This is a genomic window from Paenibacillus sp. lzh-N1, assembly GCF_002872435.1.
GTDB classification, from domain to species: Bacteria; Bacillota; Bacilli; order Paenibacillales; family Paenibacillaceae; genus Paenibacillus; species Paenibacillus polymyxa_C.
The window spans coordinates 2,379,655-2,395,479 of sequence record NZ_CP025696.1 but is presented as its reverse complement, the minus strand read 5'-3'; the positions used below and the strand labels follow the sequence as shown (position 1 = coordinate 2,395,479).

11 protein-coding genes and 2 rRNA genes are annotated in these 15,825 nt (G+C 46.9%); all 13 read right to left on the bottom strand.

The features are described 5' to 3' along the window. Nucleotides 1-27: 27 nt before the first annotated feature. The 13 genes from ispF to C0638_RS10725 all read right to left on the bottom strand — a co-directional run bounded on the left by ispF (nt 28) and on the right by C0638_RS10725 (nt 15,792). The gene (gene ispF / locus C0638_RS10785; RefSeq protein WP_040102785.1) at nt 28-504 is read right to left on the bottom strand and encodes a 2-C-methyl-D-erythritol 2,4-cyclodiphosphate synthase; all 477 of its coding nucleotides are present in this window, start codon (nt 502-504) and stop codon (nt 28-30) included. After that, nucleotides 501-1,199 carry a 2-C-methyl-D-erythritol 4-phosphate cytidylyltransferase gene (gene ispD / locus C0638_RS10780; RefSeq protein WP_040102784.1) on the bottom strand — a complete coding sequence of 233 codons (699 nt, stop codon included), beginning with the start codon at nt 1,197-1,199 and terminating at the stop codon, nt 501-503. Before ispD ends, ispF begins: the two co-directional genes overlap by 4 nt. A gap of 70 nt (nt 1,200-1,269) precedes the next feature. Further along, nucleotides 1,270-2,355, bottom strand: coding sequence for a PIN/TRAM domain-containing protein (locus C0638_RS10775; protein ID WP_058712142.1), 1,086 nt, complete (start codon nt 2,353-2,355; stop codon nt 1,270-1,272). Nucleotides 2,356-2,545: 190 nt separating this feature from the next. Then, nucleotides 2,546-3,292: a CDP-diacylglycerol--serine O-phosphatidyltransferase gene (gene pssA / locus C0638_RS10770; RefSeq protein WP_013373289.1), complete on the bottom strand. Its 747-nt coding sequence runs from the start codon at nt 3,290-3,292 to the stop codon at nt 2,546-2,548. Nucleotides 3,293-3,346: 54 nt separating this feature from the next. Continuing rightward, nucleotides 3,347-4,423: a DNA integrity scanning diadenylate cyclase DisA gene (gene disA / locus C0638_RS10765; RefSeq protein ID WP_040102781.1), complete on the bottom strand. Its 1,077-nt coding sequence runs from the start codon at nt 4,421-4,423 to the stop codon at nt 3,347-3,349. 12 nt (nt 4,424-4,435) lie between these two features. Beyond that, on the bottom strand, nt 4,436-5,809 hold the full coding sequence (gene radA / locus C0638_RS10760) for a DNA repair protein RadA (protein WP_013373291.1): 1,374 nt from the start codon (nt 5,807-5,809) through the stop codon (nt 4,436-4,438). A gap of 243 nt (nt 5,810-6,052) precedes the next feature. Further along, nucleotides 6,053-8,497 (bottom strand): ATP-dependent protease ATP-binding subunit ClpC, encoded by a 2,445-nt coding sequence (clpC, locus tag C0638_RS10755; RefSeq protein WP_016818634.1) that lies wholly within the window; start codon nt 8,495-8,497, stop codon nt 6,053-6,055. A gap of 44 nt (nt 8,498-8,541) precedes the next feature. Beyond that, on the bottom strand, nt 8,542-9,606 hold the full coding sequence (locus C0638_RS10750; RefSeq protein ID WP_013373293.1) for a protein-arginine kinase McsB: 1,065 nt from the start codon (nt 9,604-9,606) through the stop codon (nt 8,542-8,544). A 29-nt stretch (nt 9,607-9,635) separates the two neighbouring features. Next, nucleotides 9,636-10,160 carry a protein-arginine kinase activator protein McsA gene (locus C0638_RS10745; protein ID WP_013373294.1) on the bottom strand — a complete coding sequence of 175 codons (525 nt, stop codon included), beginning with the start codon at nt 10,158-10,160 and terminating at the stop codon, nt 9,636-9,638. Nucleotides 10,161-10,244: 84 nt separating this feature from the next. After that, a complete protein-coding gene (locus C0638_RS10740; protein ID WP_013373295.1) occupies nt 10,245-10,709 on the bottom strand; it encodes a CtsR family transcriptional regulator in 465 nt (154 codons plus the stop codon). 540 nt (nt 10,710-11,249) lie between these two features. Further along, complete coding sequence (locus C0638_RS10735; protein WP_058712143.1) at nt 11,250-12,437, bottom strand: GNAT family N-acetyltransferase; 1,188 nt, start codon at nt 12,435-12,437, stop codon at nt 11,250-11,252. Between the two features lie 163 nt (nt 12,438-12,600). Further along, nucleotides 12,601-12,717 (bottom strand): 5S ribosomal RNA (gene rrf / locus C0638_RS10730). A gap of 146 nt (nt 12,718-12,863) precedes the next feature. Then, nucleotides 12,864-15,792 (bottom strand): 23S ribosomal RNA (locus tag C0638_RS10725). Nucleotides 15,793-15,825: the final 33 nt, after the last annotated feature.

The following is a 15,825-nucleotide window of genomic DNA, read 5'->3' as shown; positions in this document are numbered from 1 at the left end:
AAATAGAATTACTCAAAATGATAGCATTTACTTGATTAGACAGACAACCGATTGAGCTGCGATGCCTTCGCTCCGCCCAGTAAACCCGAGCTGCTCCGTCGTCGTCGCCTTGACATTTACCTGGGACGACTCCTCTGCTTCCAGCACCCGGGCGATGATTTCATTCATCTGCGGAATGTATGATGCCATCTTTGGCTTCTGCGCAATGATCGTAGAATCGATATTCCCCAAGCGATATCCCCGCTCTTTAGCCAGCCCCCACACATGCTCCAGTAGCTTCAGGCTATCAGCGTCCTTAAATTCAGGGTCGTTATCCGGAAAATGCTTTCCGATGTCTCCCAAGCCAAGCGCGCCCAGGATGGCATCGCTAATGGCATGCAGCAGCACGTCTGCATCGGAATGGCCTAGCAAACCTTTTTCATACGGAATATGTACGCCTCCGATGATGCATGGCCTTCCTTCCACCAGCTGGTGGACGTCAAATCCTTGCCCTATTCTGATCATTTGATATCCTCTCCCTCTGTCTTTACCCATAACTCCGCCATCTCCAAATCCTCAGGCGTAGTAATTTTGATGTTTTTATAGCTGCCTTGGACGACAGTAACTGGAATGCCTAGCCGCTCCACCAGCATAGAATCATCTGTCCCCAAAAATCCTGACTGCTCCGCTTCCTCATAGGCCCGCAGCAGATCGGAAAGACGAAAAGTCTGTGGCGTTTGAATACTCCACAGACTTCGGCGATCCGGCGTTGCTGTAATGATACCATCCCCGTTCACTTGCTTGATTGTATCCTTTACAGGTACTGCCGCTACAGAAGCACCAGTACGCTGGGCAGCCTCCAGGCATGAACGTACAAGCTCAGATTGAATCAGTGGACGCACACCATCATGCACCATCACCCAATCTGTTTGCAAGTGGCGCAAACCGCGATAAACCGAATGCTGGCGCTCACTGCCACCAGCCACCACTCGTACATTTTTACCAATCTTGTATTGATGAACCCAGTCTCTGCAACGTTCCACATCTCCAGCTCCAGTAACCATCACCATTTCATCCACTTCAGGCATTGCTGCGAATATTTCAAGTGTATGTATGAAGATGGGCTTGTCTCGCAAAAGCAGAAATTGCTTGCTCTCCTGCGTTCCCATACGGGAGCCGCGCCCGGCCGCCACAATCACGACTCCTACCTGATTGTTCATTCAAATAACTCCTGCCCTGATCGCACTTGGACGATCCGTATGATAACACATCTACTTCATCATACCTCGTTTATTGAGCTTTTTCCAATAATTTCGGTTTAGCAAAGATCATGCGACCCGCAGAGGTCTGAAGTACACTTGTGACCAGCACTTCCATGAGAGAGCCAATATAGTCACGCCCACCCTCCACAACAATCATCGTACCATCATCCAGATAAGCTACCCCCTGCCCATGCTCCTTGCCGTCTTTGATAATCTGCACCATAATCTCCTCACCGGGCAGTACGACAGGCTTCACTGCATTCGCCAAATCATTAATGTTCAGCACAGACACACCTTGAAGTTCGCATACTTTATTCAGGTTAAAATCATTAGTTACAACTTTACCCTGCAACACCTTTGCAAGCTTAACCAGCTTACTGTCGACCTCTGAAATTTCCTCAAAATCCCCCTCATAAATGAGCACATTCACATCTAGCTCTTTTTGGATTTTATTCAAAATATCCAGACCTCGCCGCCCACGATTACGCTTAAGTAAATCTGAAGAATCTGCGATATGCTGAAGCTCCTCCAGCACAAATTCAGGAATCACAATGGTTCCTTCAATAAACCCTGTTTTGCAGATATCCGCAATACGCCCATCTATAATGACGCTGGTGTCCAAAATTTTATGTTCCTCCAGCTTGCGTTCTTCTACATCCGCTCCCCGACCAAAAAAACCTGAGCTCCAAAAGGATGACAGCTCGTCCCGTTTTTCTAGCCCTACCATCAATCCCACATATCCGCATACCAAGGTAACCGCGGTCTGGATAAGTAGACCAGGTGCCCCCAATCCTGAAAAGAGTGGGTAAACTGCCAAGGAAAGGATCAGCCCCACTGCTAACCCCATCACACCTGCCATCATCTCATTCATCGGAATTCGTACCAAGCCTTCAATACCCTGCTGCAATCGATTCGCCACGGACGCCCCTGCGAATGAGCAGCCAGCCATAAATAGCACTGCTCCCGCTAACATCCAAACAGCCATTCCTGGTAAAGAACCATCACTCAACCATTGTGGCATCCACGATACGATGCCTCCTATCCGCTGGTATAACGTATAGCCAAACCACGCGCCGCACAATCCTGTAAAAGTTAAAATAGCCTTTCTCCACATTGAGTCTCTATACCTCCTTTATTTTCTTTTCAATAGTCTGCTATTTATTCGATACATAGCACTTCCCTTACCAGTATGATCCATTTCTCGCATAACTAACCCTGTGTTTTCACTTTTTATGCATAAAAAAAGCATTTATCTCCCTGAATGAATCAAGGAAATAAATGCTTCTTCTAGTTCTTGTCTGACACTAACGTTGCGAATGACGATATTGGTCGTCCTGTTCTTCTTGATTAGAACGATCTCGTTCCCGTCCACGTCTGCGTGATAGCTTCCGAATGTTCAGCTTCATACCGTACAATGCATATAGCACCAATGGTACAAAAATCAGCTTCGACAGCTGATCAGGAAATTTAACGGCCAGAAACACCGCTGCAATTACGACCCATGGAGCAATCCAGATCGCTTTTTTCGGAAGACCGACCTTTTTGAAATTCGGATATCTCATGGAGCTAACCATCAAATAAGAGACCAGCAACATGGCAATCGACATGTATAACAAAGAAATCTCGTTATGGAATAAGGACAAAGTGGCTAATACGCCACCTGCTGCCGGAATGGGCAAACCTGTGAAATAACCTGGTACACCGGGACGTACGTTAAAACGAGCCAAACGCAATGCTCCGCACATCGGAAAAATGGCTGTAACCGTCCAAGCGAGAGCCGAATTCGCATCATGAAAAGCAACCATGTACATAATAACTGCGGGAGCAACACCAAAAGATATCATATCTGATAAGGAGTCCAGTTCTTTACCGAATTCGCTCTGGGCATTCAGAGCCCGGGCCATCCTTCCATCCAGTCCGTCCAACAACATGGCGACAATAACCATAATAGCGGCAAGGCTGTATTTTCCGTCTACGGCCAATAAAATGGCGATCATTCCGAGAAACAAGTTACCCAAGGTACACATGTTCGGAATTGATTTGGTAATCATCTCTTCACCTCAATGTATGAATTGTTCCATTATAATCCTTTCACTGTATTACATTTACATTTGTCTGTCAATGAAAACTTGTTCCTGCAAACGTTTAAGCCCTTCTTTAATCGTACGTGCACGAACCTCTCCTATGCCATCTACTTCATCTAGTTCTTCAATCGTTGCTGTCATGACATGTGGAAAACACCCAAATCGTTCTACCAGATTATGAATAATTACATTTGGCAAACGAGGTATTTTGTTCAGCACCCGATATCCTCGTGCAGCAATATATTCTTCTGATGTCGCTGCTGAAGAAGGGTAGCCTAATAAACGTACAATATGATTTACATCCAGTAATTCGTCGTCCGTAGAACGTTTGAGTCCCAATATAATTTCACGAATCTTCTCGTCGCTGTCGTCTTTGGCATAATCCTTATACAGCAACCAAGCTTCTTCCTCGATATTGCTGACAAGCTCCTCCATCTGCATGCTAATCAGCCTGCCCTCATTTCCGAGCTCGTTAATAAATCGTTTGATCTCCATTTTGATGCGCAGCACCATTTCGATCCGTTGAATGACATTAACAACCTCTGGCATGGTAACCAGCTCTTCGAATTCAGAAGCAGTTAAATTCGTTGAGGCTTGCCCCAATACGGATCTATATTTTTCCAGCGTCTGAATGGCCTGATTAGCTTTCGTTAAAATAACCCCGATTTCCTTGAGCGCATACCGTAAAGTCCCCTGATACAACGTAATAATATTACGACGCTGGGAAATAGACACAACCAGTTTGCCAGTCTGCTTCGCAACTCGTTCCGCCGTGCGATGCCGAATCCCTGTTTCTATGGACGAAATGGAGGAATCGGGAATCAATTGCGTATTGGCATATAAAATTCGTTTTAAATCCTCGCTCAATATGATTGCGCCGTCCATTTTAGCCAGCTCATACAAATAGTTCGGTGAAAAATCACAATTAATAGAGAAACCGCCATCCACGACTTCCATTACTTCCGGGCTATAGCCAACGACCAGAAGAGCACCCGTTTTGGCACGCAAAACGTTTTCCAATCCGTCGCGAAAGGGAGTTCCCGGTGCCACAAGCCGCAGCAAATCGTTCATTTTATCCAGTTGGCTCGCTTCCTTCATTCTCAATGCCCCCTAATCTAATGCGGCTGCCAGTGCATCTGCCACCGTTCCAACTCCTATAATTTGTATCCCTTTCGGATGTGTCCAGCCCTTTAAGCTTTTCTCGGGCATGATCACCCGTTTGAAACCTAACTTCTCCGCTTCTCGCACTCGCTGTTCTGCTCGGGATACAGCCCGCACCTCGCCTGTCAGTCCTACTTCACCAAAAATCACATCGTACGGCTTGGTAGGAGCATCCCTAAAGCTGGAAGCAATGCTCACCGCTATAGCTAAATCCACCGCTGGTTCATCCAGCTTTACGCCTCCAGCAACGTTGAGATAAGCGTCCTGGTTTTGCAAAAACATGCCCATCCGCTTTTCTAGGACGGCAATGATTAATCCCATCCGATGATGGTCGATCCCCGTACCCATTCGGCGTGGAGATGGGAAATGTGTAGCTGCAATTAGTGCTTGCAGTTCAACCAATACAGGTCGGGTTCCCTCCATACTGGCAACGACGGTGGAACCTGCCACCCCCAGTGGCCGTTCGGACAAGAAAAGTTCAGAAGGATTCGCCACCTCACGCAAACCACTTTCGGCCATTTCAAAAATACCAATTTCATTTGTAGAACCAAAGCGATTCTTAACCGCACGCAACAGCCGATACGTATGATGACGCTCTCCTTCAAAATAAAGTACACAATCGACCATATGCTCCAACAAACGCGGACCTGCAATAGCGCCTTCCTTGGTCACATGCCCTACCAGTACTGTAGCAATACCTAATCCTTTGGCAATCCGCATAAATCGTGAAGTACACTCGCGCACCTGTGCTACACTACCAGGCGCACTTGTCACCTCAGGTAAATATACAGTCTGTATCGAGTCGATGACCAAAAACTCTGGCTTCAAGCTGTCCACTGCTTCTTCAATCGTCTCCAAATTCGTCTCACATAATACGTACAGACTGGGAGACAAGGCACCGAGGCGATCTGCACGTAGCTTTGTTTGGCGGACGGATTCCTCACCAGACACGTACAGAACCTTTAAACCAGTTAAAGCCAGCTCATTAGAGGTTTGCAGCATAAGCGTAGACTTGCCGATCCCCGGATCACCACCCACCAGAACAAGTGAACCTGGCACCACACCTCCACCAAGTACACGATTTAATTCACCAATTCCCGTCAAAATTCGTGTTTCTTTGCCACTTTCCACTTCAATAATAGGAAGCGGTTTGTCTTTTGTGCTATGAGTAAGAAGGGAAGATCCCATTCCTTGAGTTTTTACAACGCTTTCCGTTTCTTCGACCATGGAATTCCATGCCTGGCATCCAGGGCATTTTCCGTACCATTTAGGCGATTCATAGCCACATTCCGTACAGGAAAATTTAGTTTTCACTTTAGCCATACTTTATTCCCTGGCTCCTTCTTGACGACGATGATGTCAAATTTATTCTTCACACAGCACCTGAAAGAGCTGTAACAATAAAAGTTTACCATTGAAGCTTGGCGGACGTAAAGCAGTATCACAAACTTTCCCAAAGCTTTTAGCCTACCCATTCAAGGTATTCAATACACAAAAAGGGTGCCTTCGCAATAGCTTTCCAGCCTGCGAGACACCCTTTTCTAATGTTTTATTTACTAAACTGCTTTAGGACTTCGCGGATACATTATCCTTTTTCGTTACTGTCAATGCGCCGTTCTCTTCATCAATGTAGAGAGAGTCGCCTTTAGAAATGTTTCCAGTCAACAGTTCCTCGGACAGGCGATCTTCAATATGCTTCTGGATTGCACGACGCAATGGACGCGCACCATACGCTGGATCGAAGCCTTCCTTAGCAAGGAAATTCTTAGCCTTGTCTGTCAACTCAAAGTCCACCTCATACTCATTCAGACGCTTACGCAGCTCCTCAGACATGAGTGAAACAATTTCGGCAATATGTTTTTCTTCGAGAGAATGGAAAACGATAATTTCATCTATCCGGTTCAAGAACTCAGGACGGAAGCTTTTCTTCAGTTCATCCATCACTTTGCCCTTCATGTTATCGTAATCCGCCCCAGCGTCCACAACAGCTGTAAAGCCAAGCGTGGAGTTGCGTTTGATTGCCTGCGCACCAACGTTGGAAGTTAGGATGATGAGTGTGTTACGGAAGTCAACAACACGACCTTTGGAATCCGTCAGACGTCCATCCTCCAACACTTGCAGCAGAATATTGAATACTTCTGGGTGTGCCTTTTCAATTTCATCCAGCAACACAACAGAGTAAGGCTTACGACGTACCTTCTCAGTCAGTTGACCGCCTTCTTCATATCCAACGTACCCTGGAGGCGCTCCTACCAGACGGGATGTGGAGTGCTTCTCCATATATTCGGACATATCAATACGGATAACCGCATTTTCATCACCAAACATAGATTCAGCCAAGGCGCGTGCCAGCTCTGTTTTACCAACCCCAGTTGGACCGAGGAAAATAAAGGAGCCAATTGGACGCTTCGGATCTTTCAGACCGGCGCGTGCCCGGCGAATCGCCCGGCTTACTGCCTTAACAGCTTCGTCCTGCCCAATCACCCGTTCATGCAACAGTTGCTCCATATTCAGCAAACGATGTGTTTCTTCTTCTTTTAGCTTGCTGACTGGGACACCAGTCCAGATGGCAACAACCTGAGCGATATCCTCTGGTGTAACTTCGGAATCTGTACGCCCCTGTTGTTCTTTCCATTGGTTTTTAGTGACATCCAGCTCTTCACGAATCTTTTGCTCTGTATCGCGTAGCGCAGCTGCCTTTTCAAACTCCTGACTTTGTACCGCTGAATCTTTTTCCTTGCGGATATCTTCCAGACGGTTTTCCAGCTGTTTCAGGTTTGGCGGTACTGTATAGGAATTCAGCCTTACCTTGGAACCTGCTTCATCAATAAGGTCAATAGCCTTATCCGGTAGGAAGCGATCAGTAATATAACGATCTGACAATCTTACTGCAGCTTCAATAGCCTCATCCGTGATTTTTACACGGTGATGCGCTTCGTAACGGTCGCGCAGACCATACAAGATTTGGATTGCTTCTTCTGGAGAAGGTTGATCCACTGTAATAGGTTGGAAACGACGCTCCAAAGCAGCATCTTTCTCAATATATTTGCGATATTCATCCAGCGTAGTAGCACCGATACATTGCAGCTCGCCACGTGCCAGAGCAGGTTTCAGGATGTTGGACGCATCAATTGCGCCTTCCGCTCCACCAGCACCAATCAGCGTATGCAGCTCATCAATGAACAGTACGATATTTCCGGCTTGACGAATCTCGTCCATAATCTTCTTCAAGCGATCCTCAAATTCACCACGATACTTAGTACCTGCTACTACAGAGCCCATATCGAGTGTCATTACGCGTTTGTCGCGCAAGGTTTCAGGAATCTCATTCGCTATGATTTTTTGTGCCAATCCTTCGGCAATCGCTGTTTTACCTACCCCAGGTTCACCAATCAAAACAGGATTGTTCTTTGTACGGCGGCTGAGCACTTGAATAACGCGCTCAATTTCCTTGCTGCGCCCAATAACGGGGTCCAGGTTATTTTCCTTCGCAGAAGCTGTCAGATCGCGTGCCAGACTGTCCAGGGTTGGCGTGCTGACATTAGCTGGAGCACCGTGATGGCTGGAAACTGCCTCGCTGCTGCCGAGCAATTGAAGCACTTGCTGACGCGCTTTGTTCAAACTGATACCCAGGTTGTTCAGAACACGTGCTGCCACGCCTTCACCTTCACGAATAAGACCTAGCAAAATATGCTCGGTACCTACATAGGTATGACCCAATTTACGTGCTTCATCCATAGACAGCTCAATGACTTTTTTGGCACGTGGAGTATAGGCAATGTTCGTCGGTTGCTCTTGACCGCGTCCAATCAGTGTTTCCACTTCATCCTGGATTTTCTCCAGTCCCAGCCCTAAACCGATTAAGGCTTTCGCTGCTATTCCTTCGCCTTCACGAATGAGTCCTAGCAAAATGTGCTCTGTGCCAATGTTGTTGTGTCCCAATCGAACAGCTTCTTCCTGGGCCAAGGCAAGCACTTTCTGTGCACGTTCCGTAAATCTTCCAAACATCATATATCCTGCACCTCCACAATGTGTATTTCAGATCATTCTATATATTAAAGGGTTGTGCCTAATTTTTGCCGGATCAGCTTCGCCCGGTACATATCGCGCTCACCGGTATTCATTTTATCCCCAAAGCTTTTTTGCAGAAAGCCAGGTTGCGTCATCACATTAAGCTCATTCATCGCTGCAATGGAAGGACGCTCCAAAATCCCTAAATCTACACCGAGACGTACATCGGACAGCCGCTGTGCAGCCTCCTTGGAATCCAAAACTGCTGCATATGACAAAATACCGAATGAACGCATCACCCGATCTGTAATCCGCAGCATGGATTCATTCATCAATCGTTCTCTGGCAGAACGTTCGTGCTCTATAATTTGCAGCACCACGCCATGCAGATTCTCGATAATTTCCGCTTCGGTTTGTCCCAGGGTAATCTGATTAGATACCTGAAACAAATTTCCAACTGCTTCACTGCCTTCACCATAAATGCCGCGAACCGTAAGACCTACCTGTGAAACAGCGGACAATATACGATTGATTTGATGAGTCATAACTAATGCGGGCAAATGCATCATCACCGAAGCTCGCATACCTGTGCCGACATTCGTCGGACAACTGGTCAGAAACCCCCTCCGATCATCAAATGCATAATCAACATGAGCTTCAAATGCATCATCAATGACCATAGCGCGTTCCCAGGCTTCTCTCACCTGACATCCCGGATATAAGCACTGAATACGCAGATGATCCTCTTCATTTATCATAACACTAACTGATTCATCATCACTAATCAACACAGCACCGTTGCGAGATTCGTTCGCCAAATTAGGACTAATTAAGTGCTTCTCAACCAGTACCTGCTTGTCGATCTCATCCAACTCGGATATTTTCAAGGTATGAAAAGTACCAAAACGACGCAAATCATCATACTGAAGGATATCCGTTAAGCGTTGAAGCACTTCTTCCGACTGCTGATTGGTAGCAAGCATGGGAAAAGGCAAATGCTGCAAGTTACGCGCAATTCTTACCCGGCTGCTAATGACAATCTCCGAATCCGCAGCATCACCACGCATCCAATCACTTAGCGGCTTTTCCGTAAATCGGATATTGGGCATCACGCATTCCCTCCTACTCTTCACAAACTTTACTCTTCAGTCATTTCTTTTTCAAGCTTTCTGATTTGATCCCTAAGCTCAGCAGCTGATTCGAATTCTTCCTGTACAATGTGTTGTTGCATCTCTTTTTTTAAATCATCAATTTGCCGTTTAACCTTTAATCGGCCTCCAGTACGGACCGGAACTTTCCCAACATGACTCGTACTACCATGCACACGCTTGAACAGAGGGTCCAGACGACTATCAAAATATTGATAGCATGATGGACATCCAAAACGTCCTAGCTTACTAAACTGTGTATAAGTCATACCGCAATCCTTGCATTGCAGATTTTGGGGAACAGTGTGACCTGAAGACTGGCTCTTTGTGCTGGAGTCAAAATCCAACATCCCCGACAACAAGCTATGAATCGAAAAGCCATTAGGTGTTCCAGGGATCATCTCCCCTTTTTCCTTCGCACATGTCTCACAAATATGAAACTCTGTCTTTTCGCCATTCACAATTTTGGTGAAATGCAAAGTTGCCGGCCGCATATTACATTCTTGGCACAGCATAAAAGCACCTCCTTCAACGTCAGGATTTTTACAAATCCCTACATCTGAATTGCAAATCTCTATTCACTGGTTAGTGGATACTAGCTATTTGGCCGCCAGCAACGAGATCAGCATAGCCTTAAGCAATCTTGCTCGCAGTTGGTCACGATAGGGAAGCTTTAGCAATAATGTATCTCTTGATAAAGCAGCCTTCATTAGACCAGCTTCCCTTTTGCTTAAAAAATGAGCTTCCTCTAACTGATAAATCAATCCTTCTGCTGCCGATTGGCTAATTTCCTCCCCGATGCTCTGATGAAGGTGTGTATGGATCGCATGTTGTGCAGGTAATTGAATTCGCTGAATTCGAATGTAGCCTCCACCACCGCGTTTACTTTCCACCACATAACCTTTTTCCAGCGTAAACCGGGTACTAATTACATAATTAATTTGCGACGGTACGCAGGAAAAGCGGTCAGCCAGATCATTGCGCTGAATCTCCACTAAGCCTTGGGGACTTTCCAACAGCATGCTCTTCAAATATTGTTCAATAATGTCGGAAACATTGCGCATTTCATCATCCTCCACTAACGGAAACGCAAGTATTCAAGTACATTTCACGCTCCACAGAGTCCGCCGTATATTGAACTTAACCAAACGGTATAGTCACGAATCTAAGCTGTATTCAGGCTATTGCCTGTTCTACATCCATTGGAATTGTACCGTTTTGTTTCTAGTGTGACCTTTATTTGCGATAAATCATACACTTCTCTTCTGTCCATAAGAAGCAGCTCCTAACTATACGCAAATCAGGTCGTTATTTTTTACTTTTTTGCTGTCAAATTGTTATATACGGCCAATCCAACAACATAATACTTTTGTGGAATCACACTGATTCCAATTGACTTTGACTTTCTTTGACTATATTCGTATTATAGCACAAATTTCATTTTTGCCAAGGGGTCAATACCATTTTTCGCAATCTAATTATGTTTTATACCATATTACAAAAAACTCTTCCCATTATGGAAAGAGCTTTGAGTAATTATGATAAACCACATCCTATTTGGTTAAAAAAAAGTTGGACATTAAGAAGAACCAATTGGACCTTTATCAGAAAAAATCCAATAAGAATGTTTGTTTTATTGGTATTACACGTTTAAGTGCAGCCACAGACTTACTGCTTCCTTCAATACGCCCCCAATTAGACAGGTTATCAGCTTGCTGGTAGCCGAGCATTAAAGTTGTTAATGACTGAATTCCCAGTTTCAAGTCAGCTGCTAAGGCGTTGTCAGATAAATTGCTTGTATCCACTCTTGCCAGATGTCCTTGCCCCTCCGTAGTAATTGTTAATCTCCATACTCCTTCATTCCAAGGGGCATACCGATCTGTCAGATGTAAGGTCAAACTTGTTTCTTCTCCAATCTGCTCAAAAGGGTATCTCTCTACAAAAGCAACTGCATCCACAATACGCCCCATAAAATAAGGCACCGTTTCCTGTTGAATTCGCGGATCATCGAGTAAAAAGGGCAGGTTGTCATCTGCTGGAACGTAAATAAATTTACCTTGGGTTATCATTGAGTCATGATTTGCAAAATAAGTCCACAAAGCCCGACGTGCCGTCTCATTTTCATATACCAACTCATCACAATTTAACTGTTTATCTTCTATTTTGTATAGTGCATATCCCTGAGGATCGCCTGCATCCGTGTAATATACTACAGTTCGATAATTTTCATTTAAAATCCGTTCCTGCCACCATTCCTTATCTCGTACCAGCATACCATTGTAACGTGAAGCATACGATTGATACACTTGGTCCAATTCTGAAATATTTTTGATATCCCGTTTGACTATACCTTCTGTTTTAAGTTTAGCAGGGAATTTATCAATTGGAATGACGTACTTTTTGTACTCCGTATATGTTTCCCATCCAAATTTACGATAAAAGGCAAATGAGAATGGATGCAGAAAAGAAAGGCTTTGTCCTGCAGTCTTCATCTCTTCAAGCGCATGCGTCAACAAACGTGAAACCATACCCCCGCGACGCTTTTCCGGCCACGTTGCCACACCAGCAATGCCCCCCATATCAAAAACCTGACCATGTATGTATACTTGTAGCGGCAGCAAAGTCAGTTTAGCATTCAATTCGTGCCCGTCGAAGATTCCCCATGTTTGTTCTGGTTTGAATTTCTTCTTAGCTTTCTCCAGATCCTCCGGGGGCATTGTAAACTGAAAAGCATACTGGGATAATTCAATAGCTGCTTCAAATTCCTCACGTTGTAATTGCCTGATCTTCATAACTTCGTCACCTCGCTCGTATACTTGGACCTTTTAAAAAAATACGCACTTAGAGTGTCGCAAAGCATCTTCTCTCTGTCAACCTTAGAAGCAGGTGTCCATCCACAAAATACATAAAAAAAAGGATGATAACCTGCTAAGGTTATCATCCTTTTTCACTTTTGCTTGGCGGCGTCCTACTCTCCCAGGACCCTGCGGTCCAAGTACCATCGGCGCTGGAGGGCTTAACGGTCGTGTTCGGGATGGGTACGTGTGGAACCCCTCCGCTATCGCCACCAAACATGAATTTACACCGTAAATTCTTTTTCAGGAATCAGCATCGCCAAATGCTGTGTGTTTGTCCGTGTAACTTCAGCTACTTGAGCTGACGATATACTGAACTTATACCCTGAAAACTGGATCCGAAACTTCCTTGCGTCTTATCTTTAGGATAAGCCCTCGACCGATTAGTATTGGTCAGCTCCATGCATTACTGCACTTCCACCCCCAACCTATCTACCTCGTCGTCTTCAAGGGGTCTTACTAATTGGGAAATCTCATCTTGAGGGGGGCTTCACGCTTAGATGCTTTCAGCGCTTATCCCTTCCGTACATAGCTACCCAGCGGTGCTCCTGGCGGAACAACTGGTACACCAGCGGTACGTCCATCCCGGTCCTCTCGTACTAAGGACAGCTCCTCTCAAATTTCCTACGCCCACGACAGATAGGGACCGAACTGTCTCACGACGTTCTGAACCCAGCTCGCGTACCGCTTTAATGGGCGAACAGCCCAACCCTTGGGACCTACTTCAGCCCCAGGATGCGATGAGCCGACATCGAGGTGCCAAACCTCCCCGTCGATGTGGACTCTTGGGGGAGATAAGCCTGTTATCCCCAGGGTAGCTTTTATCCGTTGAGCGATGGCCCTTCCATGCGGTACCACCGGATCACTAAGCCCGACTTTCGTCCCTGCTCGACTTGTAGGTCTCGCAGTCAAGCTCCCTTCTGCCTTTGCACTCTTCGAATGATTTCCAACCATTCTGAGGGAACCTTGGGGCGCCTCCGTTACTCTTTAGGAGGCGACCGCCCCAGTCAAACTGCCCACCTGACACTGTCCTCGCACCGGATCACGGTACCAAGTTAGAACCTAGATACGATCAGGGTGGTATCCCAAGGATGCCTCCTCTCAAGCTGGCGCTCAAGGTTCAACGGCTCCCACCTATCCTGTACAGATCGTACCCAAATTCAATATCAAGCTGCAGTAAAGCTCCATGGGGTCTTTCCGTCTTGTCGCGGGTAACCTGCATCTTCACAGGTATTAAAATTTCACCGGATCTCTCGTTGAGACAGCGCCCAAGTCGTTACGCCATTCGTGCGGGTCAGAATTTACCTGACAAGGAATTTCGCTACCTTAGGACCGTTATAGTTACGGCCGCCGTTTACTGGGGCTTCGGTTCATAGCTTCGCTCTTGCGAGCTTACCACTCCCCTTAACCTTCCAGCACCGGGCAGGCGTCAGCCCGTATACTTCGCCTTGCGGCTTCGCACAGACCTGTGTTTTTGCTAAACAGTCGCTTGGGCCTTTTCACTGCGGCCCCCTCGGGCTATTCACCCTACCGAGGCACCCCTTCTCCCGAAGTTACGGGGTCATTTTGCCGAGTTCCTTAACGAGAGTTCTTCCGCGCGCCTTAGAATTCTCTTCTCGCCTACCTGTGTCGGTTTGCGGTACGGGCACCTTCTCCTGGCTAGAGGCTTTTCTTGGCAGTCTGAGATCATGACCTTCGCTACTATAATTTTCGCTCCCCATCACAGCCCAGCCTTACGATGTGCGGATTTGCCTACACATCAGCCTCACTGCTTAGACGGACATCCATCAGTCCGCGTCACTACCCTACTGCGTCACCCCATCGCTCATCACGGATTACGGTGGTACAGGAATTTCGACCTGTTGTCCTTCGACTACGCCTATCGGCCTCGCCTTAGGTCCCGACTTACCCTGAGCGGACGAACCTTCCTCAGGAACCCTTAGGCTTTCGGCGGATCTGATTCTCACAGATCTTTTCGTTACTCATACCGGCATTCTCACTTGAATGCAGTCCAGCGCTCCTTCCGGTACACCTTCAACCCGCATTCAACGCTCCCCTACCCCTGATGCAAATGCATCAAGCCATAGCTTCGGTGGTGTGTTTAGCCCCGTTACATTTTCGGCGCAGAGTCACTCGACCAGTGAGCTATTACGCACTCTTTCAATGGTGGCTGCTTCTAAGCCAACATCCTGGTTGTCTGTGCAACTCCACATCCTTTCCCACTTAACACACACTTGGGGACCTTAGCTGATGGTCTGGGCTGTTTCCCTTTCGACAATGGATCTTAGCACTCACTGTCTGACTCCCGGAACTAAATCTATGGCATTCGGAGTTTGACTGAGCTTGGTAACCCTTGCGGGCCCCGCACCCAATCAGTGCTCTACCTCCACGATTCTTCTTTCCGAGGCTAGCCCTAAAGCTATTTCGGGGAGAACCAGCTATCTCCGGGTTCGATTGGAATTTCTCCGCTACCCCCACCTCATCCCCGCATTTTTCAACATGCGTGGGTTCGGGCCTCCAGTGCGTGTTACCGCACCTTCACCCTGGACAGGGGTAGATCACCCGGTTTCGGGTCTACGTCCACGTACTCATTCGCCCTATTCAGACTCGCTTTCGCTGCGGCTTCAGCTCTTCACCTTAACCTTGCACGGGAACGTAACTCGCCGGTTCATTCTACAAAAGGCACGCCATCACCCATCGATCGGGCTCTGACTTCTTGTAAGCACACGGTTTCAGGATCTATTTCACTCCCCTTCCGGGGTGCTTTTCACCTTTCCCTCACGGTACTGCTTCACTATCGGTCGCCAGGGAGTATTTAGCCTTGGCAGATGGTCCTGCCGGATTCATACGGGGTTTCACGTGCCCCGCACTACTCGGGATCCGTCTCGGAGGGAACAAGTTTTGAATTACAGGGCTTTTACCTTCTCTGGCGGGCCTTTCCAGACCTCTTCATCTAACCGATTCCTTTGTAACTCCATGTGAGACGTCCCACAACCCCAAGGAGCAAGCTCCTTGGTTTGGGCTAATCCGCGTTCGCTCGCCGCTACTGACGGAATCACTATTGTTTTCTCTTCCTCAGGGTACTTAGATGTTTCAGTTCCCCTGGTCTGCCTCTCACTCACCTATGAATTCAGTGAGTAGTGACTGTCGATGAAGACAGCCGGGTTTCCCCATTCGGACATCCCCGGATCAAAGCTTGCTTACAGCTCCCCGAGGCCTTATCGTTGTTCGCCACGTCCTTCGTCGGCTCCTGGCGCCTAGGCATCCTCCGTGTGCTCTTTGTAGCTTAACCTAGTATCTACAATGTAAATACGATATGCTACCT